This is a genomic window from Pseudomonas sp. DW-iso3 (assembly GCF_058725305.1).
The window spans coordinates 186,273-205,935 of sequence record NZ_JBZXDZ010000009.1 but is presented as its reverse complement, the minus strand read 5'-3'; the positions used below and the strand labels follow the sequence as shown (position 1 = coordinate 205,935).

Here is a 19,663-nt window from a genome sequence, read left to right as displayed (position 1 = left end):
CTACTGATGCAGTGCAAACCATGATCCCGACGGTGGACGTTACCGAACGTCCGGCCCCGGCCCCGCGTGCCAAGGTGGAAGCCGGCGTCAAGCTGCGCGGCGCCGAGAAGGTTGCACGCATCCCGGTGAAGATCATTCCGACCACCGAACTGCCGAAGAAGCCTGACTGGATCCGCGTGCGCATCCCGGTTTCGCCGGAAGTCGACCGTATCAAGGCCTTGCTGCGCAAACACAAGCTGCACAGCGTGTGCGAAGAAGCGTCCTGCCCGAACCTGGGCGAGTGCTTCTCCGGCGGCACCGCCACCTTCATGATCATGGGTGACATCTGCACCCGTCGTTGCCCGTTCTGCGACGTGGGCCACGGCCGTCCGAAGCCATTGGACGTCAACGAGCCGGAAAGCCTGGCCATCGCCATCGCCGACCTGAAACTCAAGTACGTGGTAATCACCTCGGTTGACCGCGACGACCTGCGTGACGGCGGTGCCCAGCACTTTGCCGACTGCATCCGCGAGATTCGCAAGCTGTCGCCGAACGTGATGCTCGAAACCCTGGTGCCGGACTACCGTGGTCGCATGGAGGTAGCGTTGGAAATCACCGCCGCCGAGCCACCGGATGTGTTCAACCACAACCTGGAAACCGTGCCACGCCTTTACAAGGCGGCGCGTCCGGGGTCGGACTACCAGTGGTCGCTGACCCTGCTGCAGAAATTCAAGCAGATGATGCCGCACATCCCAACCAAATCCGGCCTGATGCTGGGCCTGGGCGAGACCGACGAAGAAGTCATCGAAGTCATGAAGCGCATGCGCGAACACGACATCGACATGCTGACCCTGGGCCAGTACCTGCAACCGTCCCGCAGCCACTTGCCGGTGCAGCGTTTCGTGCACCCGGACACCTTCGCCTGGTTCGCCGAGGAAGGTTACAAGATGGGCTTCAAGAACGTGGCGTCGGGGCCGTTGGTACGTTCCTCGTATCACGCTGATGAACAGGCCAAGCTGGTCAAGGCTAGCCTGGTTTCCTGATCGGGGTTCAGGCCCAGTGTGGGAGGGGGCTTATGTGGGAGGGGGCTTGCCCCCGATTGCGGTATGTCAGTCGCTACATGTGCTGGCTGATCCACCGCTATCGGGGGCAAGCCCCCTCCCACATTTCGCTCCGCGTTAGTTAGGGAGAGTTGTGTATGACCGCCGCCGTTCCTGCCCTTCGTAGCGAAGGCACCATCGCCCTGATCGCCCCCGCCGGCCCCGCCATCCTGGACGTCGAAAAAGCCGGCCAATGGATGCGTACTCGCGGCTACGACCTGCGGATCTTCCCCGGCGTCTATGAACGCGATGGCTACCTCGCCGGCAGCGATAAAACCCGCCTCAACGACCTTCACAACGCCTTCGCCAACCCCGATATCGACGCCATCTTCTGCCTGCGTGGCGGTTACGGCACGCCACGCCTGCTCGACAGCCTGGACTTCGACCTGTTGCGCGCCAACCCCAAGCCATTCGTAGGCTACAGCGATATAACCGCTCTGCACCTGGCAATCAGCCGCTACGCCGGTTTTGTGACCTTCCACGGGCCGATGCTCAACGCCGACCTGTTGGGTGACAAGCAGCAACCTACCGAGTCTTCATTGTTCAGCATGCTGCGCGGCCAATTGGGCGCTGGCAGCGTGCTGGCGCACCCGGCAGCTTACCCGCTGACCACCCTCGAACCTGGCATTGCCTGTGGGCGCTTGCTGGGTGGCAACCTGTCGATGATCGCGGCGGTCATGGGCACGCCCTTCGAGATCGACGCAGAAGGCATTATCCTGCTGATCGAGGACGTCAACGAGCCGATCTACCGCATTGACCGCCTGCTGACGCACCTGCGTTTGGCGGGCAAGCTGGCGCAGGTTGCCGGTGTGCTGGTCGGGGATGTGGCGGGGGTGGACAGTGCCGCGCTGGAGCGCCTGCTCAAGCAGACCTTCGAACCCTTGCGCATTCCGGTGCTGTCAGGCTGGCGCAGCGGGCATTGTGATCCGAACCTGACGCTGCCGATGGGCGCGTTGGTCAGGCTGGATGCGGGGGAGAAGAGGGTGGTGTTGGAGCAGGATGTGGTGTTCAAGGCCTGAGTTTGTGGTCGCCTAACAAACCGCCTTCGCGAGCAAGCCCGCTCCCACATTTGTCAGCATTCCAAAGTTGGAACTCGGTCAAATGTGGGAGCGGGCTTGCTCGCGAAAGCGGTGGCAGCCATAAGCCGATCTACCGATTCTGCAACGATTCCAGCAGTTTCACCGTCGGATAGCCATCCGCCGGCCAGCCCAGCGCTTGCTGCGCTGCACGGATCGCCTTGCGCGTATTGGCGCCGATAATGCCGTCCGGGTTGCCCGCGTCATAGCCATTGGCACTCAAGGCCGTCTGCAGGTCGATACGCTGCGAGCGGCTCAATGGCAGCTCATCCTTCGGCCAATCGCCACGAATCACGCCACCGCCCGCGAAGCGTTCCGACAGCAGGCCAACCGCCAATGCGTAGGACGACGAGTTGTTGTACTTGAGGATTGCACGGAAGTTATCCAGCACCAGGAAGGCCGGACCACGGTAACCGGCCGGCAATAGCAAGGCAGCGGACAGTTGGTCAACGTTCGGCGGCAGGGTTGCGCCCGGCGGCAGTTGGATGCCCAGTTTCAGCCATTCAGCAACTGTCTTGCGGATGCCGCCATCGGCCAGCGCGTAATCGAAATTCGCCGGCAGTTGTTTCACCTCGAAGCCCCACGGCTGGCCCTTCTGCCAGCCGGAGCTTTGCAGGTAGTGTGCGGTGGAGGCGAGGGCGTCGGCCGGGCTGTTCCAGATATCGCGGCGACCGTCGCCATCGAAGTCCACGGCGTGGGTGTTGTAGGTGGTCGGGATGAATTGGGTCTGGCCCATGGCGCCGGCCCAGGAGCCTTTCATCTGGTCGGCCTGGATATCGCCATGCTGGATGATCTGCAACGCGGCCAGCAATTGCGCCTGGGCGAATGCTGGGCGACGGCCTTCATAGGCCAGGGTCGCGAGTGAGCGGATCACTGAGTTATTGCCCTGGAACTGGCCGAAGTTGCTCTCCATCCCCCATACCGACACCAATGCCTGGCGGTCGACGCCATAGCGTTGTTCGATGCTTTGCAGGATGTCGGCGTACTTGATCAACAGCGACTGGCCGTTACGTACGCGCAGTGGCGAGAGGGCGCCATCGAGGTACTCCCACACCGGGCGGGAAAATTCAGGCTGGCTGCGATCGGCACGGATCACCGCCATGTCCGGGGTGACATTGGCGAAGGCGTTGTCGAACACGGCAGCGGTGATGCCGGCCTGCAGGGCTTGCACACGAAAGCCCGCCTGCCATTCGGCGAAGGTCTGGGTCGGTTGGATGTCCAGATTGTCCACGGCCAGCGGGGCCACGACAGCGGGCGCTACCACGGGGGCGGTCTGGAGTTTGGGCAGGGGTTGAGCGTCGGCGGCGGTCGGTTTTTCCGCGCAGGCGACGAGCAGAATGAGGCTGGAGGCAGCGATCAATTGGCGAAGGTGCCAACGATGGGAAAGGCTAGAGGGCATGCACAGGTCCAGGGATTACAAATCAGATGCAGACCTTATCATGTCAGAGGGGCGCTTGCCTTCAGGCAGCCAGAAAGTAAGAAGCCTCCCAGCTATTAGACTGGAAGGCTTCGCGGCGGTAGCTGCCTTTGCCCTTGCCGGCGCGTTCCTGACGGCTGCGGAACAGTGGCTGGGCGATGATGGATTTGGCCTTGTTGGGGCCATGCTTGGATGGCTTTTTGCTCATGGTCGGTACTCTCGTCAGGTGGGATGAAGCGGTGCAAATCATCTGCCGAAGTCGGGCCGCTGTAAAGCCCGGCGATGTGTAGGTGTTTTCGTAAGCTGAAGTAAGCGCGGTGAATGTGGGAGCTGGCTTGCCTGCGATAGCATCAGCTCGATGCCTCTGAAAAACCGAGGTGCCTGCATCGCGGGCAAGCTCGGCTCCCACAGGGGAACGTGGTGTTTCAAGAGGGTGTTATTCGGCGGGGAGGGTCAAGCGCTGGCCGGCCATCAACAGCGACAAACGGCTCAGGCTCATCCATGGCGAACCGGCCGCCTGGCCCTTGATCTGTGCGTCGATGCGCTGCGCTTCCAGCAAGAGTTGCGCCCAGCGTTGCGCCGAGTGCCGCTGCAGCGCTTTGCTCATCAGCGGTTTGCGCTTGTCCCATACCGGCGGCCGGGCTTGGCTGAAGGCCTTGTCCAGCGGCGTGCCCTGGCTGTATTGCAGGGCAATATTGGCCAGTACGCGCAGTTCACGGGCCAGGGCCCAGAGAATCACCGGTGGTTCCACCCCTTCGCCACGCAGGCCTTCGAGCATGCGCAGGGCGTGGGCGGGTTCGCCATTAAGGATCGCGTCCACCAGCCCGAACACATCAAAGCGTGCGCTATCCGCCACGGCGCCCTGGACGGTCTCGACGGTAATCTGCCCGTCTTCGGCCATCAGCTTGAGCTTTTCGATCTCCTGGGCGGCGGCAAGCAAGTTGCCTTCGACCCGGGCGGCGATCAGCTCCACCGCGTCCTGGGTCGCCGACAGCCCTGATTGGGACAGGCGCTGGCGAATCCACTGCGGCAGCTGGTTGCTGTCCACTGGCCAGATCTGGATGAACTGGGTGTGCGCCCCTTCCACCAGGGCCTTGCCCCATTTGGTTTTCTGCGCACTGCCGTCGAGCTTGGGCAGGCTGATCAGCAGCACCGTGTCTTCGGCCGGGCGTGAGCAGTATTCCATCAAGGCGGCAGCGCCTTTGTCGCCAGGCTTGCCCGAAGGCAGGCGCAGTTCCAGCAGGCGTTTTTCGGCAAACAGCGACATGCTTGCGCCAGCTTGCAGCAGCGTGCCCCAGTCGAAACTGGCGTCGGCGCTGAAGACCTGGCGTTCGTCGAAGCCTTGCTGGCGTGCCGCGGTGCGGATGGCGTCGGCGGCTTCCTGGCACAGCAGCGGGTCATCGCCGCTGACGATATAGACAGGCGCAAGGCCACCTTGCAGGTGTTTGGCGAGTTGGGCGGGAGCGAGTTTCATAGGCAGGGCGAACGGGGCGTTTGGGGCGCCCCGTCTGGCTTACTCGACAGGTACTTCAACAGGCGATTGTTTCGGCGTGTTGTCTTCGTACTCTTTGGCGGCTTTCAGCGCATCAGCGTCGGCCTTGGCCTTGTTGTCAGCGGCCTGCTGCAGGGCTTCCAATTGCACTGGCGTCAGCAGTTGCAGGCGCAGGATCATGCGCTGGACCAGCTCACGACGCATTTCCTTGCGCACTTGGACGATTTCCGAGTCCGAGCCCACCAGGTTGTTGCCATCGTGGCTCACGACCTTCTGGACCTGGATCTTGTCACCCATCAATGGCAGATGGTCGCGGCCCTGGATTTGGAAGCTCAGTTCGGTGCTCAACTCGATGTCCGACGCACGGCCGGCGCTGGCGTAGCTCAGGTTGCGCTGGGTTTCTCTCTCATCAGCCAGGAACAGCTTGTAGGTCGCGCCGGTGTAAACGTGCACGCCGCTGTTTTCTAGAACCTGGCGCAACTGAATCACGGTGTCGCCGTAGGCATTGCGGGCGCTGACGTCCAGTTCCTTGATCGCCAGGTCGTTGGTGCCGGTGCCGCGCAGCTGGAAGCCGCAAGCGCTCAGCAGCACGGCAAGGCCCATTACCAGCAAATTGCGTTTGATCATTTTGTTGCTCCCCTTGAAACCATGTGGGCCTTATCGAGGCCCTGAAGGCTTTGTTCGACGCAGGGCTCAAGCCCTGCGCCCGATCCGATTAGCTAGCGACGATATTGACCAGTTTGCCAGGCACCACGATCACTTTGCGGATCGTCAGGCCTTCGGTAAAGCGCAGCACGTTTTCGTTGACGCGGGCAGCCGCTTCAACGTCTTCGCGGCTGGCGGTAGCCGGCATGTCGATCTGGCCACGCAGTTTGCCGTTGACCTGGATCACCAGTTGCAGCGTGTCCTGTACCAGGGCGCTGTCATCCTGCACCGGCCAGCGTGCATCGATGACGGCTTCGCTGTGGCCCAGGCGGTTCCACAGGTCGTGGCTGATGTGCGGCGTGATCGGTGCCAGCAGCAGGGTGACCGTTTCCAGGCCTTCCTGTACCAGTGCACGATCCTGTTCGGTCGCTTGTGGTGCTTTTTCCAGCACGTTCATCAGTGTCATCACCTGGGCGATGGCGGTGTTGAACTTGTGGTTCTGGCCCACGTCCTGGCTGGCTTGCTTGATGGCCAGGTGGGTGCTGCGGCGAATCAGTTTCTGCTCGTCGCTCAAGGCGTTCACGTCCAGTTTGCCCGGCAGGCCCTGGCTGATGTGGGCGTGCGCCAGGCGCCAAACGCGCTTGAGGAAGCGGTGCGAACCTTCGACGCCGGAGTCGGACCATTCGGCGCTCATGTCGGGCGGCGAGGCGAACATCATGAACAGGCGGCAGGTGTCGGCGCCGAACTGATCGATCATCGACTGTGGGTCAACGCCGTTGTTCTTTGACTTGGCCATCTTCTCGGTGCCGCCGATTTCCACCGGCAGGCCATCGGCGATCAGCTTGGCGCTGATGACCTTGGCTTTGCTGTCGCGCTCAAGCTCAACGTCGGCCGGGTTGAACCAGGTATAGGCGCCATTGGCTTCTCGGCGATAGTAAGTCTCGGCGACCACCATGCCCTGGGTCAGCAGGTTCTTGAACGGCTCATCGGAGCTCACCAGGCCTTCATCGCGCATCAGCTTGTGGAAGAAGCGCGCATACAGCAGGTGAAGGATGGCGTGTTCGATACCGCCGATGTACTGGTCAACCGGCAGCCAGTGATCGGCCGCGGATTTTTCCACCAGGCCACCCTCGTAGTGCGGCGAGGCGTAACGGGCGTAGTACCACGAGGACTCGACGAAGGTGTCCATGGTGTCGGTTTCACGCTTGGCAGGCTGGCCGCATTTCGGGCAGCTGCATTCGTAGAACTCGGGCATGCGCGCCAATGGCGAACCGGCGCCATCCGGTACCACATCTTCCGGCAGGACAACCGGCAGTTGGTCTTCCGGTACTGGCACGTCGCCACAGCTTTCGCAGTGAATGATCGGGATCGGGCAGCCCCAGTAGCGCTGGCGGCTGATGCCCCAGTCACGCAGACGGAACTGGGTGCGCGAGGCACCGAGGTTTTTCTTGATCAGTGCAACTTCGATTGCATCGAAAGCGCCTTGGAAGTCCAGGCCGTCGAACTCGCCGGAATTGATCAGTTCACCGTGCTCGCCGTAGGCGTCTTGCCACGGGGCCGGGTTGGTATCGCCCGAGCTGGTGCGCACCACGGATTTGATCGGCAGGTTGTATTTGGTGGCGAATTCGAAATCGCGCTCGTCGTGAGCCGGCACAGCCATTACTGCGCCATCGCCGTAGTGCATCAGCACGTAGTTGGCGACCCAGACCGGCAGCTTCTCGCCCGTCAGCGGGTGCTCGACGAACAGACCGGTGGGCAGGCCTTTTTTCTCCTGGGTGGCAACGTCGGCTTCGGCCACACTGCCGCCTTTGCATTCGGCGATGAACGCCTGCAGCTCAGGGTTGTTCTGTGCGGCCTGGGTGGCCAGCGGGTGTTCGGCGGCCACGGCGACGTAAGTCGCGCCCATCAGGGTATCCGGACGGGTGGTGAAGACTTTGAGTGCGCCCGCTTCGCCGATCGAGTCGACGTTGTACGGGAACTGCACTTCCATGCCTTTCGACTTGCCGATCCAGTTGCGCTGCATGGTCTTGACCTGCTCAGGCCAGCCCGGCAGGTCGTCGAGGCTCGACAAGAGCTCATCCGCATAGGCGGTGATCTTGAAGTAGTACATCGGGATTTCGCGCTTTTCGATCAGCGCGCCGGAGCGCCAGCCGCGGCCGTCGATCACCTGTTCGTTGGCCAGGACGGTCTGGTCGATCGGGTCCCAGTTCACGGTGCCGCTTTTTTTGTAGATCACGCCTTTTTCGAACAGGCGAGTGAACAGCCATTGTTCCCAGCGGTAGTAATCCGGCTTGCAGGTGGTCACCTCGCGGGACCAATCCACCGCCAGGCCCAGGCTGCGCAGCTGGGTTTTCATGTAGGCGATGTTTTCGTAGGTCCACTTGGCGGGCGCCACGTTGTTTTTCATCGCGGCGTTTTCCGCCGGCATGCCGAAGGCGTCCCAACCCATGGGTTGCAGGACGTTCTTGCCTTGCATGCGCTGGTAACGGGAAATCACGTCGCCGATGGTGTAGTTACGCACGTGCCCCATGTGTAGCTTGCCGCTGGGGTAAGGGAACATCGATAGGCAGTAGTAAGTCTCCTTGCCTGGCTGTTCACTGACTTCAAAGGACTTTTGCTCGTCCCAGAAGGTTTGGGCGGCATTTTCTATTTCACGGGGCTGATATTGTTCGTGCATGGCTACTTTTGAACTGAATAGGGGTGGCCTAATCCTCTTCGGTGCAACATTCAGGTTGATCGACACCAAAAAGCGGCGCGTCCGTGCCCAAACCCTGCGGGAAGTGGAGTTACAGGAAGCGCCGTAGCATACATGACCCCACTCTATCGAGGGAAACCCTGATTGCGCAGGCAGGGCCGTCTGTCGCGGCGCCAGGCAGGTGCAGCCATGGGGGCTACGCTGTTTATTGGGGAATGAGTCATATCTTCAATGAGGTGAGGGGATGGTTGAATCGCAGCGAATCGTAACGACACCGGATATCTACGAAGGACTGATCGACCGATTGGGTCGTGCATTGGATGCAGCGAGGACAGCGGGCCGATTGCGTGATGAACGGCCTGTTGAGTTGGAACTGCGTGGGCTTAGCCGCGCGGAGCTGGAACTGATCAATGCTTATCTGGACCGCAATGGGCGCAGTGCGCCTCCTTGGGTGGCAACCCCGCCAATCAAGGAGCCTACGCATTCAGCCAAGGTGGTGTGGCTCAAGGACTTGTCGGCCGGTCGTGGCGCGGAAAAACTCCGGTCCGCCCGCCACAAGTAGTTCACTCCCCCCTGAACTGCATCATCGCTCTATGTCACCGTAAAGATTGTCGCTAAACCCCGTTACACCTTAGGCTTCGGGCATCTATGGAGATGCCCGATGCCTATTCGTTACTTCATCAAACAACTGCTCCTGCCGCCCGGCATTCTTTTGCTGTTGCTGGCCCTTGCCTGGTGGTTTCGTCGCAGCCGTCCGCGCTTGGCGGCGTGCTGCTTCGCCCTGGGGCTGGGTGGCCTGTGGCTGATCAGCTTGCCGGTGATGGTGGAGTGGGGTGCCCGGGCCCTGGAAAGCGAGCCACCGTTGGCCCGTGAGGACTGGAGCACCCTGGCCCAGCGCGCCGACGCCATTGTGGTGTTGGGTTCGGGGCGTGAACGCGGTGACCCGGCCTGGGGCGCCGACCAGCCCACCGGTATCGGCCTGGGGCGCCAGCGCTACGCCGCACGCTTGGCCGAGGCTTCCGGTTTGCCGGTGCTGACCTCCGGTGGCCTGCATTACGGCACACCGCCCAGCGAGGCGGAGTTGATGGCCGTGTCGATGCAGGATGATTTCGGTGTAACCGTACGCTGGAAGGAAGAGCGCAGCCGTACGACCTGGGAAAATGCGCAGATGAGTGCCGAGATTCTATTGCCGGAGGGTATCAAGCGCGTGGTGGTGGTGACCCAGGCCTGGCACATGTCGCGTTCGGTCTGGAGCTTTGAAAAGGCCGGTTTCACCGTGGTGCCGGCGCCCGTGGGTTTCCTGGGCGTGGACAACGCCCGGCCGCTGGGTGGTTGGATGCCGGAGTTCAAGTCGGTGTGGCAGAGCGGGCAGTTGATCAATGAAGCGGTGGGGCAGGTGGGGTATCGGGTGTTCTACCAATAACACCGCAAATCAAAATGTGGGAGCGGGCTTGCTCGCGAATGCGGTGTGTCAGTCACCAAATGTATTGACTGATCCACCGCATTCGCGAGCAAGCCCGCTCCCACATTGGGTGTCTGCGTTTGTCTGTCAGACGGTTTTGGCCATGCGACCGGCCAGCAGCGCCCAGCCAAACAGCCCCAGGCACACAATGATCAACGGCCATGAGCGCCATTGCAGGTACGGCGTAAGGTTGTGCATCGGCACGACTTCACCGTAGAGGATGCCGCGTTCGAATTGCGGGATCTGCGCGGTGATCTGACCGAACGGGTTGATCAGGCCGGTCACGCCATTGTTGGTGGCGCGGATCATCCAGCGACCGGCTTCGAGCGCACGCATCTGCGCCATTTGCAGGTGCTGCAACGGACCGATGGAGCGGCCGAACCACGTATCGTTGCTGATGGTGAGCAGCAGATCACTCTGGGCCGACAGGCCGGCAGCGAACTCCGGGTACACCACTTCGTAGCAAATGAACGGCGCAATCTGATAGCCCTTGGCCTGCAGCATTGCCTGGTCTGACGGGCCGCGAGCGAAGTCGGACATTGGCAAATCGAAGAAGGCAATCAGGCCGCGCAGCATGTCCTGCAGCGGCACGTACTCGCCAAACGGCACCAGCTTCTGTTTGAGGTAGGTGCCGTCGCCTTCGCCAACCACGGTGATACCGTTGAAGTAGCGCTTCTGGTGATGCACTTCCTGGCGGATCGGTACGCCGGTGATCAGCGCGGTGTGCCGGTCGGCAGCGAACTTGCCCATCATGCCCAGGTAGCCTTCGACAGACTCCTTGAGCACCGGCACGGCGGTTTCCGGCCACACCAGCAGGTCGACGGGCTTGGAGGTGAAGCTCATGTCGCGGTACAGCGCGAGCTGTGCGTTGAGCTGCTCCGGGTCCCACTTCATGCTTTGTTCGACGTTGCCCTGGATGGCGGCCACGCTCAGCGGCGCGCCAGACGGGCTGGTCCAGGCGTGATGCTTGAGCGCCAGGCCGATCGCCCAGGGCGCGACCAGTAATACAAGGCCTGCACCAATGAATGCGTTGCGCTTGCCAGCCAGCAGGCGCGGCAAGTTGCACAGCAGCGCCGCCGTGAGTGCCAGGGCAAAGGAAATCAGCCACATACCGCCCACGGGCGCCAAACCCGTCAGCGGGCCGTCAAGCTGGCTGTAGCCGGAGTACAGCCACGGAAACCCCGTCAGGAACCAGCCGCGAAACGCTTCCTGGCCCACCCACAACGCAGCAAACGTCAATGCATCCGCCAATGGGGCCTCGTTACGACGCAACCAGCGCGCCCACAACCACGCGGGCAGCGCGAAGAACCAGGCGATGGCGGCGGTAAACAGCAGCATCAAGAAACCCGCCAGCAGCACCGAAGCGCCGCCGAAGTGGTGGATGCTGTAGTAGATCCAGCTGGTGCCGGCGCCGAACAAGCCGAAACCGAAGCACCAGCCACGGCCCAGGGCCTGGCGCGGGCTCAGGTCCCGCAGCCCGATATAGAACAGTCCGACCGCCAGCAGCGCAAATGGCCACACGTCGAACGGCGCCAACGCCAGGGTGGTGATGGCACCGGCCACCACGGCCAGCAGATTACCGGGCCAGCCGGGGCGGGTTAGGCGCTGCATGTCATTCCTTAGCGGGCAATAGGGGTCAGGCGGATCAAGTGGATTCGACGACTATCGGCATTCAGGATGCGGAAGCGATACGCGCCGATCTCGGTGGTTTCGTTACGCTTGGGCAGATGCCCGAACGCACTCATCACCAACCCGCCCACGGTATCGAACTCGTCATCGGAGAATTCGCTGTCGAAGAACTCATTGAAGTTCTCGATCGGCGTCAGCGCCTTGATCAGGAAGTCACCGCTGGGCAGTGGCTTGATGTAGCTGTCTTCTTCAACGTCGTGCTCGTCCTCGATGTCGCCGACGATCTGTTCCAGCACGTCTTCAATCGTCACCAGGCCGGCTACGCCGCCGTATTCGTCGATCACGATTGCCATGTGATTGTGGTTGGCGCGGAATTCGCGCAGCAACACATTCAGGCGCTTGGATTCGGGCACGAAGGTGGCCGGACGCAGCAGGTCCTTGATGTTGAAGCTGTCGCCGTTCTCCTTGAGGATCAGCGGCAGCAGGTCCTTGGCCAACAGGACGCCCATGACGTCGTCATGGCTTTCACCGATCACCGGGTAGCGCGAGTGCGCCGAGTCGATCACGGCCGGGAGGAATTCCCGAGGGGTCTGGGTCGCCTTGATGCTGATCATCTGCGAGCGCGGGACCATGATGTCGCGTACTTGCAGGTCAGCCACCTGGATGGCGCCTTCGACGATGGCCAGCGCTTCGCTGTCCAGCAACTTGTTCTGATGGGCCTCGCGCAGCAGCTCAAGCAGCTCCTGGCGGTTTTTCGGCTCGTGGGCAAAAGCCTGGGTCAGTTTACCCAGCCATGACTTCTGCCCGTTGCTCGATCGGTCTTCGCTCATAGCGATTACTCTGAATCCTTTATTGTTACAGTTGAGTGTTTTTAAACTTCGTCGTCGGCATACGGGTCCGGATGACCCAATTCTGCAAGCAACGTTTGTTCCAGTGTTTCCATTTCCTCGGCTTCGTCATCGTCTATATGGTCGTAACCCAAGAGATGCAAGCAGCCGTGGATGACTAGATGGGCCCAATGGGCTTCTAGTTCCTTGCCTTGTTCTTTTGCCTCGCGCTCCACCACGGCGACACAGATGACCAGATCGCCCAGCAACGGGATATCCAGCAGTTCATCCGGCACGTCGGCGGGGAAGGACAGCACGTTGGTCGCGTAATCCTTCTGGCGCCAGGTGTGATTCAGTTCACGGCCCTCGGGCTCGTCCACCAGGCGAATGGTCAGTTCCGAGTCGGCGGTGCGCTGGCGCAGGGCCAGGGCGCACCATTGGCGGAACTGTGCTTCGCTGGGGGCGGGCGCGTCGGTGGCCAGCTGCAGGTCAAGCTCAAGCATCGCGGCGAACATCCTTGGACAAACCATCGTCGCGGTGTTCGAAGCGCTCGTAGGCCTCGACAATGCGCTGCACCAGCGGGTGGCGCACCACATCCTTGGGCATGAAGTGCGTGAAGCTGATGCCCGGCACGTCCTTGAGCACCTCGATCACCTGGCCCAGGCCCGACTTGGTGCCCTTGGGCAGGTCGACCTGGGTGATGTCGCCGGTGATCACCGCAGTGGAGCCGAAGCCGATCCGGGTGAGGAACATCTTCATTTGCTCGACAGTGGTGTTCTGGCTTTCGTCGAGGATGATGAAACTGTTGTTCAAGGTACGACCGCGCATGTAGGCCAGCGGGGCGATCTCGATCACCTGGCGTTCGATCAGCTTGGCCACGTATTCGAAGCCGAGCATCTCGTACAGCGCGTCATAGAGCGGGCGCAGGTACGGGTCGATCTTCTGGGCCAGGTCGCCGGGCAGGAAACCGAGCTTTTCGCCGGCCTCGACCGCTGGGCGCACCAGCAGGATGCGGCGCACTTGCTCACGCTCCAACGCGTCGACCGCGCAGGCCACGGCCAGGTAGGTCTTGCCGGTACCGGCAGGGCCGATGCCGAAATTGATGTCGTTGCCGAGGATTTCCTTGACGTACTTCTGCTGATTCAAGCCGCGGGGGCGAATCATGCCTTTTTTGGTACGCAGGGCCACGCTGGCTTCGGCCACAGGGTTGTTGGCCAGGTCTTCAACCGCCGATTCCTGCAGGTACAGGTGCACCGTTTCCGGCGACAGCTCACTGCCCTTGGTTTCGCGGTAGAGACGGCGCAGCAGGTTTTCTGCAGACGTGGTGTGTTGGGGTTCACCAATGAGCTCGAACTGATTGCCGCGGTTGCGGATCTCGATGCTCAGGCGTTGTTCGATCAGGCGCAGGTGCTCGTCGAACTGTCCGCACAGATTGGCGAAACGGCGAGCCTCAAATGGCTCGAGGATAAAACGATGGGGTTCTGCTATGGGTGCGTTCAAGGTCGCTTTTAGCCGCCCTTTGGCTGTTGAGGTGAAAGAGAGAATAACGCCAGGCGCCGGTGTGCGAAAGCACTTAAATAGCCTGGCCCCACTCTCGATAACCATGAAGAACTCCTGTGGGAGCTGGCTTGCCTGCGATAGCGGTGGGTCAGTTGGCACATAGGGCACTGATACATCGCTATCGCAGGCAAGCCAGCTCCCACATTTTGATCTTCATCCGGTCCGCGAGATCAGTTGATCAGCGAGCCGCGCAACGAGTGTGGCTGCGCCGCATCGATGTGCACATCGGCAAATTGGCCGATCAGGGTCGGGTTGTCGCAGCGGAAGTTGACGATGCGGTTGTTCTCGGTGCGCCCCTGCAACTCACCCGGGTCTTTCTTCGAGTAATCGGTGACCAGGATGCGCTGGGTCGAGCCGACCATTTGTCGGCTAATCTCGAAACCCTGTTGGTTGAGGCGATGTTGCAGTGCGTTCAACCGCTCCTTTTTCAACGCCTCCGGGGTTTCGTCCAGCAGGTCCGCCGCCGGGGTGCCCGGGCGCTGGCTGTACACAAACGAGTAGGAAAAGTCGAAACCGACGTCTTCAATCAGCTTCATGGTCTGCTGGAAATCTTTCTCGGTTTCGCCCGGGAAGCCGACGATAAAGTCCGAACTGATGCAGATGCCCGGTACGGCGGCGCGCAATTTGCGCAGCTTGGATTTGTATTCCAGGGCCGTGTGGTTGCGCTTCATGGCCGAGAGGATGCGGTCCGAGCCCGATTGCACCGGCAGATGCAGGTGCTTGACCAGTTCCGGCACTTCGGCGTGGGCCTGGATCAGGCTGTCGGAGAACTCCAGCGGGTGCGAGGTGGTGTAGCGGATGCGTTCGATACCGTCCACGGCGGCGACCACGCGGATCAATTCCGCCAGGTCGGCCAGGCGACCGTCGTGGGTCAAACCGCGGTAGCCATTGACGTTCTGGCCCAGCAAGGTCACTTCACGCACGCCGTTTTCGGCCAGGTGGATGATTTCCGACAGCACGTCGTCAAATGGCCGACTGACTTCTTCGCCACGGGTGTAGGGCACCACACAGAAGGTGCAGTACTTGCTGCAACCTTCCATGACCGATACGTAGGCGCTTGGCCCATCGATGCGCGGCTCGGGCAAGTGGTCGAATTTTTCGATTTCAGGGAATGACACGTCGACCTGCGGCAGCTTGGTGAAGCGTGCGGCGTCGATCATTTCCGGCAGGCGGTGCAGGGTCTGCGGGCCGAAGACCACATCGACATAGGGCGCGCGGTCGCGGATCGCCGCGCCTTCCTGGCTGGCCACGCAACCGCCGACGGCGATCACCATGTCCGGGTTGGCGAGTTTCAATTCACGCCAGCGGCCCAGCTGCGAGTAAACACGGTCCTGGGCCCGCTCGCGGATCGAGCAGGTATTGAGCAGGATCACGTCGGCATCTTCGGCGCGGGCGGTGACTTCCAGGGCCTGGTGTTCGCCCAGCAGATCGACCATGCGCGAGCTGTCGTACTCGTTCATCTGGCAACCGTGGGTTTCGATATAAAGCTTCTTGGCCATGGGAATCGTCAACTGGTGGTAAAGAACCGCGCATTATAGGGGGCATGCCCATTGGTTCCTAGCGTTGTGCATCGGGTGCCATGCTATAGTTCGCGCCCTCTTTTATATCCCCGATGTGTTGTTCGCCCACCATGACCAAACGTGAAGCTCCAATCTATAAGGTGATTTTCCTCAACCAGGGCCAGGTGTTCGAAATGTACGCCAAGCAGATCTATCAAAGTGATCTGTGGGGCTTCCTGGAAGTGGAAGAGTTCGTCTTTGGCGAGCGCACCCAGTTGGTCGTCGATCCGGGCGAAGAGAAGCTCAAGGCTCAATTCGAAGGCGTGGTGCGCAGTTTTGTGCCGATGCATTCGATCGTGCGCATCGATGAAGTCGAGCGCCTGGGTACGCCGAAGATCAGCGAGGCGCGGGGCACCAGCAATGTCATGCCGTTTCCGATGCCGATGCCTGAGAAGTAGGGCTTTAGACCGCGTCGACCCTATTCGCGAGCAAGCCCGCTCCCACACGTGATGAGTTCCAGCTTTGGAATGCAGTCAAATGTGGGAGCGGGCTTGCTCGCGAATAGGCCCTAAAAAGCACCAAAGACTCAGGGCAGGGGTGAAAACGGCGAGCGCCCATCGGCACTCTGCAATTCCTGCAGGTAATTGCGGAAAATCTGGCCCAACACCTGGGTGGCGACTTCCAGTTCATCGCGCTGCATGTGCTCGGCGACTTCGTCGGCCGTGTCCAGCGCGTCTTCGGCGCCGTTGACCGCGGCCATTTTCAGCACGATGTACGCCTGCACGTTATTGGCCGGCACGCCTTCGCCTTTGAAGAACATGTTGCCCAGCTCGAATTGCGCCTGGGCGTGACCTTGCAACGAGGCTTTCTCGAAGTAGCTCAACGCCTTGTTGAGGTCGCGGGCCGGGTTTTTACTGTCGTGGAAGTACTCGCCCAACTCGTATTGCGCCTGCGCATCCCCGCCGTCGGCCTGTTTCTGGCACGCGCTCAAGGCTTCGGCCTGGCTGTCTGGCTGGGTATTGAGGGTGCAACGACCCATCGCTGGGATTAACAACGAGTTGCCGCCTGCTTGTGCATGCGCCAGCAGCGGCTGAAGGAGCAACAGGCAGCCCAGAACCAGGGTGCGGCCGGTGCGTTTCATGGGAATCGACTTACCTCTGACGGGGCGCGCGGATCCTCGGGGGATCCAATAAGCGCGCATTATGAAATAAGCAGGCCTCTGCTTACAAAGTCTTTACTCGTTTTTCTGCTGCTTGGGCAAGTTATCTGCCGGATTGCAGGTGATTTCTCTAAAAAACGCGGAAATCTCTGTAAGCAAAGTAGCAAATCAGACACCGTTTGCGCGGTGCCTGATTTTTTCGGCCAATTATTTCAGTGCAGCAAAGGCGCGCTCGGCGGCATCGAGGGTCAACTTCAGCTCGGCTTCGCCATGGGCGATCGAGGTGAAGCCGGCTTCGAAAGCGCTTGGCGCCAGGTACACACCGCCTTCCAGCATCAAGTGGAAGAAACGCTTGAACAAATCGGCGTCGCTGCCCATTACGTCATCAAACGTCACGATGTCGTCGGCACCGCTGAAATACAGGCCGAACATCCCGCCCGCCTGGGTGGTAACAAAGGGGATGCCGGCGGCATCGGCGCGCTGTTGCAGGCCGTCCAGCAGGCGCGTGGTGTAGTCGGTCAGCTCGGCGTGGAAGCCCGGGCGGCTGATCAGGCGCAGGGTGGTCAGGCCGGCGGCCATGGCCAGCGGGTTACCCGACAAAGTGCCCGCCTGGTACACCGGGCCCAACGGCGCGATGTGTTGCATGATTTCGCGCTTGCCGCCGAAGCAGCCCACCGGCATGCCGCCGCCGATGATCTTGCCAAAAGTGCTCAGGTCCGGCGTGACACCATAGTGAGCCTGGGCCCCGCCGAGCGCGACGCGGAAACCGGTCATCACTTCGTCGAAAATCAGCACCACGCCGTGTTTGTCGCACTGCGCGCGCAGGCCTTCGAGAAAGCCTGGTGCCGGTGGTACGCAGTTCATGTTGCCGGCCACCGGCTCGACGATGATGCACGCCACGTCCTTGCCCACTTCATTGAGCATCTGCTCGACGGCGGCGATGTCGTTGAACGGCAGGGTCAGCGTGTGTTTGGCGAATGCCGCCGGCACACCGGCGGAGCTTGGCACGCCTTGGGTCAGCAGGCCGGAACCGGCTTTCACCAGCAGGCTGTCGGAGTGACCGTGGTAACAGCCTTCAAACTTGATGATGCTGTCGCGGCCGGTGAAACCACGGGCCAGGCGGATCGCGCTCATGGTGGCTTCGGTGCCGGAACTGACCATACGCACCATTTCCATCGACGGTACGATCGAGCAGACCAGGTCGGCCATCTCGGTTTCCATGGCGGTCGGCGCGCCGTAGGACAGGCCGTGTTCCAGCTGCTTGCGCACCGCGTCCAGCACGTCCGGGTGGCTGTGGCCGAGGATCATCGGGCCCCAGGAACCGACATAGTCCACATAGCGTTTGTCATCTTCGTCGGTGACGTAGGCGCCTTCGGCGTGCTTGAAGAACAGCGGCGTGCCGCCCACGCTCTTGAACGCACGCACGGGGGAGTTCACACCGCCGGGGATGTGTTTCTGGGCATTGGCAAACAGCGTTTCGGAACGGGACATGATCGGGCTCTCTGAAATCAAATCTTAAGAAGGGCGTTGAACGCACGGGCGCGGCGCGTGACTTCCTGGGTGCTGTCGGCGCCAAACAGGCCGTGCACCACCGCCAGCAGGTCGGCGCCATGGGCCACCAAGGGCTCGGCGTTCTCCAGGGTGATGCCACCGATCACGCAGATTGGCAGCTGCAAACGTGTGCGGGCCTGGGCCAGCATCTCCACGGTCGCGGCAGGCGCGCCAGGCTTGGTGTTGGAATTGAAGAAGCGGCCGAAGGCGACATAACTGGCGCCTTCCTTGGCCGCCTGCTCGGCCAGTTCGATCTGGCTGTGGCAGGTGGAACCGATGATCGCCTTGGAGCCGAGCAGGGCCCGGGCCGGGGTCAGCGGGCCGTCGGTCTGGCCCAGGTGCACGCCGACGCCGAGGCGCGCGGCCAGTTCAGCGTCGTCGTTGATGATCAGTTGGGTCTTATAGCGCGAGCACAGCTCCCGCAGCTTTTCCGCTTCACGCAGGCGCCGGGCTTCGTCGCTGCTTTTGTCGCGGTACTGCAGCAGGGTCACGCCACCGTCCAACGCGGCTTCGACGTAGGCGAGGAATTTCCCGGCCAGCAGTTGGCTGTCGGTAATGGCGTAAAGGCCACGTAGTTTCATCGGGCAGGCCTCTTAGTCTTACGAGCAGAAATCCAGCGGCAACCGGCGTGGTACAAACTGGCCCTGGCCAAGTTGTTCGGCATCACGCAGGGTGCGCCAAGTGTAGTTGAGGGCCGATTGCACGGCGCTGACCAAGCCTTCGCCCTGGGCAATCCGACCGGACAACGCGCTGGCCAACGTACAGCCCGAACCGTGATAGCTGCCGGGCAGGCGCTGGCAGGTAAAGGTCTGGCGCGTGCCATCGCGGCTGTAGAGGCGGTTGTGCACTTCGTGCTCGTCGCCATGGCCGCCGGTGATCAGCAGGTGCTTGATGTACGGCAGCAGCTTCTCGGCGCATTCGTCCGCCGTGCCTTCAGGCAGCTCCGCAAGGATGCGCGCTTCCGGCAGGTTGGGCGTGGCGATCAGCGACAGCGGCAGCAACCGCTCGCGCATCGCATAACCGACGTCGTCCTTGCCCAGGCTGCCGCCGCCGCCGGCGCGCAGCACCGGGTCGCACACCACGGGCAGGTGCGGATGCGCCTGCAGCAGTTCGACCACGGTGTCGACCATCGCGGTGGAACCGAGCATGCCCAGTTTGACCGCCGCCACCTCGGAGTCGCCGAGTACAGCATTCGCCTGGGCCAGTACCCACTCGCGGTCGAGCACGCGGAAATCACTGACGTTGACGGTGTTTTGCACGGTCAAGGCGGTAACGGTCGGAGCCGCATGGCAACCCTGGGCGAGCAGGGCTTCGATATCTGCCTGCAAGCCGGCGCCACCACTGGGGTCATGGCCGGAGAGACAGAGGACAACGGGACGAGAGCTGTAGATATTCATGGTGCGCGAGCTTACCACCAAACGCTTTTGGCGGGGCCGTCTGGCGATGGCTGAATTTTGTCACTGCAGTGACGCTTTTTTGGCGGTTTTTTAGACGACAAAAATCGCTGAAAGCATCGATCTAGAGCCTTTCAAAAAATTATTTCAATGGTGTCTAGTGGCCTTTGGCAGCTAT

19 protein-coding genes are annotated in these 19,663 nt (G+C 61.4%); 5 read left to right on the top strand and 14 right to left on the bottom strand.

Annotated features, from left to right (window positions below; genetic code table 11):
• Window positions 1–20: 20 nt before the first annotated feature.
• Together lipA and AC4PS7_RS25070 are read left to right on the top strand one after the other, a co-directional pair.
• Complete coding sequence (gene lipA / locus AC4PS7_RS25075) at window positions 21–1,022, top strand: lipoyl synthase (protein WP_162098517.1); 1,002 nt, start codon at window positions 21–23, stop codon at window positions 1,020–1,022.
• Between the two features lie 155 nt (window positions 1,023–1,177).
• Window positions 1,178–2,098: a S66 peptidase family protein gene (locus AC4PS7_RS25070; RefSeq protein ID WP_010206780.1), complete on the top strand. Its 921-nt coding sequence runs from the start codon at window positions 1,178–1,180 to the stop codon at window positions 2,096–2,098.
• 130 nt (window positions 2,099–2,228) lie between these two features.
• Here AC4PS7_RS25070 and AC4PS7_RS25065 read toward each other — a convergent pair whose 3' ends face one another.
• The 5 genes from AC4PS7_RS25065 to leuS all read right to left on the bottom strand — a co-directional run bounded on the left by AC4PS7_RS25065 (window position 2,229) and on the right by leuS (window position 8,386).
• Window positions 2,229–3,554, bottom strand: a complete 1,326-nt coding sequence (locus AC4PS7_RS25065; RefSeq protein ID WP_010206779.1) for a lytic murein transglycosylase — start codon at window positions 3,552–3,554, stop codon at window positions 2,229–2,231.
• Window positions 3,555–3,615: 61 nt separating this feature from the next.
• A complete protein-coding gene (gene arfA / locus AC4PS7_RS25060) occupies window positions 3,616–3,780 on the bottom strand; it encodes an alternative ribosome rescue factor ArfA (RefSeq protein WP_003176285.1) in 165 nt (54 codons plus the stop codon).
• Window positions 3,781–4,008: 228 nt separating this feature from the next.
• Window positions 4,009–5,046 carry a DNA polymerase III subunit delta gene (gene holA / locus AC4PS7_RS25055; RefSeq protein ID WP_010206778.1) on the bottom strand — a complete coding sequence of 346 codons (1,038 nt, stop codon included), beginning with the start codon at window positions 5,044–5,046 and terminating at the stop codon, window positions 4,009–4,011.
• Window positions 5,047–5,085: 39 nt separating this feature from the next.
• The gene (locus AC4PS7_RS25050) at window positions 5,086–5,691 is read right to left on the bottom strand and encodes an LPS-assembly lipoprotein LptE (RefSeq protein ID WP_010206777.1); all 606 of its coding nucleotides are present in this window, start codon (window positions 5,689–5,691) and stop codon (window positions 5,086–5,088) included.
• Between the two features lie 88 nt (window positions 5,692–5,779).
• The gene (gene leuS, locus AC4PS7_RS25045; protein ID WP_010206776.1) at window positions 5,780–8,386 is read right to left on the bottom strand and encodes a leucine--tRNA ligase; all 2,607 of its coding nucleotides are present in this window, start codon (window positions 8,384–8,386) and stop codon (window positions 5,780–5,782) included.
• Between the two features lie 262 nt (window positions 8,387–8,648).
• Here leuS and AC4PS7_RS25040 point away from each other — a divergent pair, with 262 nt between their 5' ends.
• Together AC4PS7_RS25040 and AC4PS7_RS25035 are read left to right on the top strand one after the other, a co-directional pair.
• Window positions 8,649–8,966 carry a hypothetical protein gene (locus AC4PS7_RS25040; RefSeq protein ID WP_021492967.1) on the top strand — a complete coding sequence of 106 codons (318 nt, stop codon included), beginning with the start codon at window positions 8,649–8,651 and terminating at the stop codon, window positions 8,964–8,966.
• Window positions 8,967–9,065: 99 nt separating this feature from the next.
• A complete protein-coding gene (locus tag AC4PS7_RS25035; RefSeq protein WP_044287937.1) occupies window positions 9,066–9,827 on the top strand; it encodes a YdcF family protein in 762 nt (253 codons plus the stop codon).
• A gap of 126 nt (window positions 9,828–9,953) precedes the next feature.
• Here the strand turns inward: AC4PS7_RS25035 and lnt are convergent, their stop codons facing one another.
• From lnt to miaB, 5 genes are all read right to left on the bottom strand, one after another.
• Complete coding sequence (gene lnt, locus AC4PS7_RS25030; protein ID WP_010206773.1) at window positions 9,954–11,477, bottom strand: apolipoprotein N-acyltransferase; 1,524 nt, start codon at window positions 11,475–11,477, stop codon at window positions 9,954–9,956.
• Window positions 11,478–11,485: 8 nt separating this feature from the next.
• Entirely contained in the window at window positions 11,486–12,325 is an 840-nt protein-coding gene (locus tag AC4PS7_RS25025) for a CorC family transporter (protein WP_010206772.1), read from the bottom strand.
• A gap of 41 nt (window positions 12,326–12,366) precedes the next feature.
• Window positions 12,367–12,825 (bottom strand): rRNA maturation RNase YbeY, encoded by a 459-nt coding sequence (ybeY, locus tag AC4PS7_RS25020; RefSeq protein ID WP_010206771.1) that lies wholly within the window; start codon window positions 12,823–12,825, stop codon window positions 12,367–12,369.
• On the bottom strand, window positions 12,818–13,822 hold the full coding sequence (locus AC4PS7_RS25015; protein WP_010206770.1) for a PhoH family protein: 1,005 nt from the start codon (window positions 13,820–13,822) through the stop codon (window positions 12,818–12,820). Before AC4PS7_RS25015 ends, ybeY begins: the two co-directional genes overlap by 8 nt.
• Window positions 13,823–14,052: 230 nt before the next feature.
• The gene (gene miaB / locus AC4PS7_RS25010) at window positions 14,053–15,381 is read right to left on the bottom strand and encodes a tRNA (N6-isopentenyl adenosine(37)-C2)-methylthiotransferase MiaB (protein ID WP_021492966.1); all 1,329 of its coding nucleotides are present in this window, start codon (window positions 15,379–15,381) and stop codon (window positions 14,053–14,055) included.
• A 131-nt stretch (window positions 15,382–15,512) separates the two neighbouring features.
• Between miaB and AC4PS7_RS25005 the strand changes: the two genes are divergently transcribed.
• Window positions 15,513–15,839, top strand: coding sequence for a DUF1820 family protein (locus AC4PS7_RS25005; protein WP_003194436.1), 327 nt, complete (start codon window positions 15,513–15,515; stop codon window positions 15,837–15,839).
• A 128-nt stretch (window positions 15,840–15,967) separates the two neighbouring features.
• Here the strand turns inward: AC4PS7_RS25005 and AC4PS7_RS25000 are convergent, their stop codons facing one another.
• From AC4PS7_RS25000 to AC4PS7_RS24985, 4 genes are all read right to left on the bottom strand, one after another.
• Window positions 15,968–16,522: a tetratricopeptide repeat protein gene (locus AC4PS7_RS25000; RefSeq protein ID WP_010206766.1), complete on the bottom strand. Its 555-nt coding sequence runs from the start codon at window positions 16,520–16,522 to the stop codon at window positions 15,968–15,970.
• A gap of 225 nt (window positions 16,523–16,747) precedes the next feature.
• Window positions 16,748–18,031 (bottom strand): glutamate-1-semialdehyde 2,1-aminomutase, encoded by a 1,284-nt coding sequence (gene hemL / locus AC4PS7_RS24995; protein ID WP_010206765.1) that lies wholly within the window; start codon window positions 18,029–18,031, stop codon window positions 16,748–16,750.
• A gap of 17 nt (window positions 18,032–18,048) precedes the next feature.
• Complete coding sequence (thiE, locus tag AC4PS7_RS24990) at window positions 18,049–18,672, bottom strand: thiamine phosphate synthase (protein WP_010206764.1); 624 nt, start codon at window positions 18,670–18,672, stop codon at window positions 18,049–18,051.
• Window positions 18,673–18,690: 18 nt separating this feature from the next.
• Window positions 18,691–19,488: a hydroxymethylpyrimidine/phosphomethylpyrimidine kinase gene (locus tag AC4PS7_RS24985; protein ID WP_021492965.1), complete on the bottom strand. Its 798-nt coding sequence runs from the start codon at window positions 19,486–19,488 to the stop codon at window positions 18,691–18,693.
• Between the last annotated feature and the right edge of the window lie 175 nt (window positions 19,489–19,663).

Coding starts and splice junctions, on each gene's coding strand:
- AC4PS7_RS25070 (WP_010206780.1), top strand. CDS start 1,178: ATGACCGCCGCCGTTCCTGCCCTTCGTAGCGAAGGCACCATCGCCCTG.
- AC4PS7_RS25035 (WP_044287937.1), top strand. CDS start 9,066: ATGCCTATTCGTTACTTCATCAAACAACTGCTCCTGCCGCCCGGCATT.
- hemL (WP_010206765.1), bottom strand. CDS start 18,031: ATGTCCCGTTCCGAAACGCTGTTTGCCAATGCCCAGAAACACATCCCC.
- AC4PS7_RS25040 (WP_021492967.1), top strand. CDS start 8,649: ATGGTTGAATCGCAGCGAATCGTAACGACACCGGATATCTACGAAGGA.
- AC4PS7_RS25065 (WP_010206779.1), bottom strand. CDS start 3,554: ATGCCCTCTAGCCTTTCCCATCGTTGGCACCTTCGCCAATTGATCGCT.
- holA (WP_010206778.1), bottom strand. CDS start 5,046: ATGAAACTCGCTCCCGCCCAACTCGCCAAACACCTGCAAGGTGGCCTT.
- lipA (WP_162098517.1), top strand. CDS start 21: ATGATCCCGACGGTGGACGTTACCGAACGTCCGGCCCCGGCCCCGCGT.
- AC4PS7_RS25025 (WP_010206772.1), bottom strand. CDS start 12,325: ATGAGCGAAGACCGATCGAGCAACGGGCAGAAGTCATGGCTGGGTAAA.
- leuS (WP_010206776.1), bottom strand. CDS start 8,386: ATGCACGAACAATATCAGCCCCGTGAAATAGAAAATGCCGCCCAAACC.
- miaB (WP_021492966.1), bottom strand. CDS start 15,381: ATGGCCAAGAAGCTTTATATCGAAACCCACGGTTGCCAGATGAACGAG.
- lnt (WP_010206773.1), bottom strand. CDS start 11,477: ATGCAGCGCCTAACCCGCCCCGGCTGGCCCGGTAATCTGCTGGCCGTG.
- ybeY (WP_010206771.1), bottom strand. CDS start 12,825: ATGCTTGAGCTTGACCTGCAGCTGGCCACCGACGCGCCCGCCCCCAGC.
- arfA (WP_003176285.1), bottom strand. CDS start 3,780: ATGAGCAAAAAGCCATCCAAGCATGGCCCCAACAAGGCCAAATCCATC.
- AC4PS7_RS25000 (WP_010206766.1), bottom strand. CDS start 16,522: ATGAAACGCACCGGCCGCACCCTGGTTCTGGGCTGCCTGTTGCTCCTT.
- AC4PS7_RS25005 (WP_003194436.1), top strand. CDS start 15,513: ATGACCAAACGTGAAGCTCCAATCTATAAGGTGATTTTCCTCAACCAG.
- AC4PS7_RS25050 (WP_010206777.1), bottom strand. CDS start 5,691: ATGATCAAACGCAATTTGCTGGTAATGGGCCTTGCCGTGCTGCTGAGC.
- AC4PS7_RS24985 (WP_021492965.1), bottom strand. CDS start 19,488: ATGAATATCTACAGCTCTCGTCCCGTTGTCCTCTGTCTCTCCGGCCAT.
- thiE (WP_010206764.1), bottom strand. CDS start 18,672: ATGAAACTACGTGGCCTTTACGCCATTACCGACAGCCAACTGCTGGCC.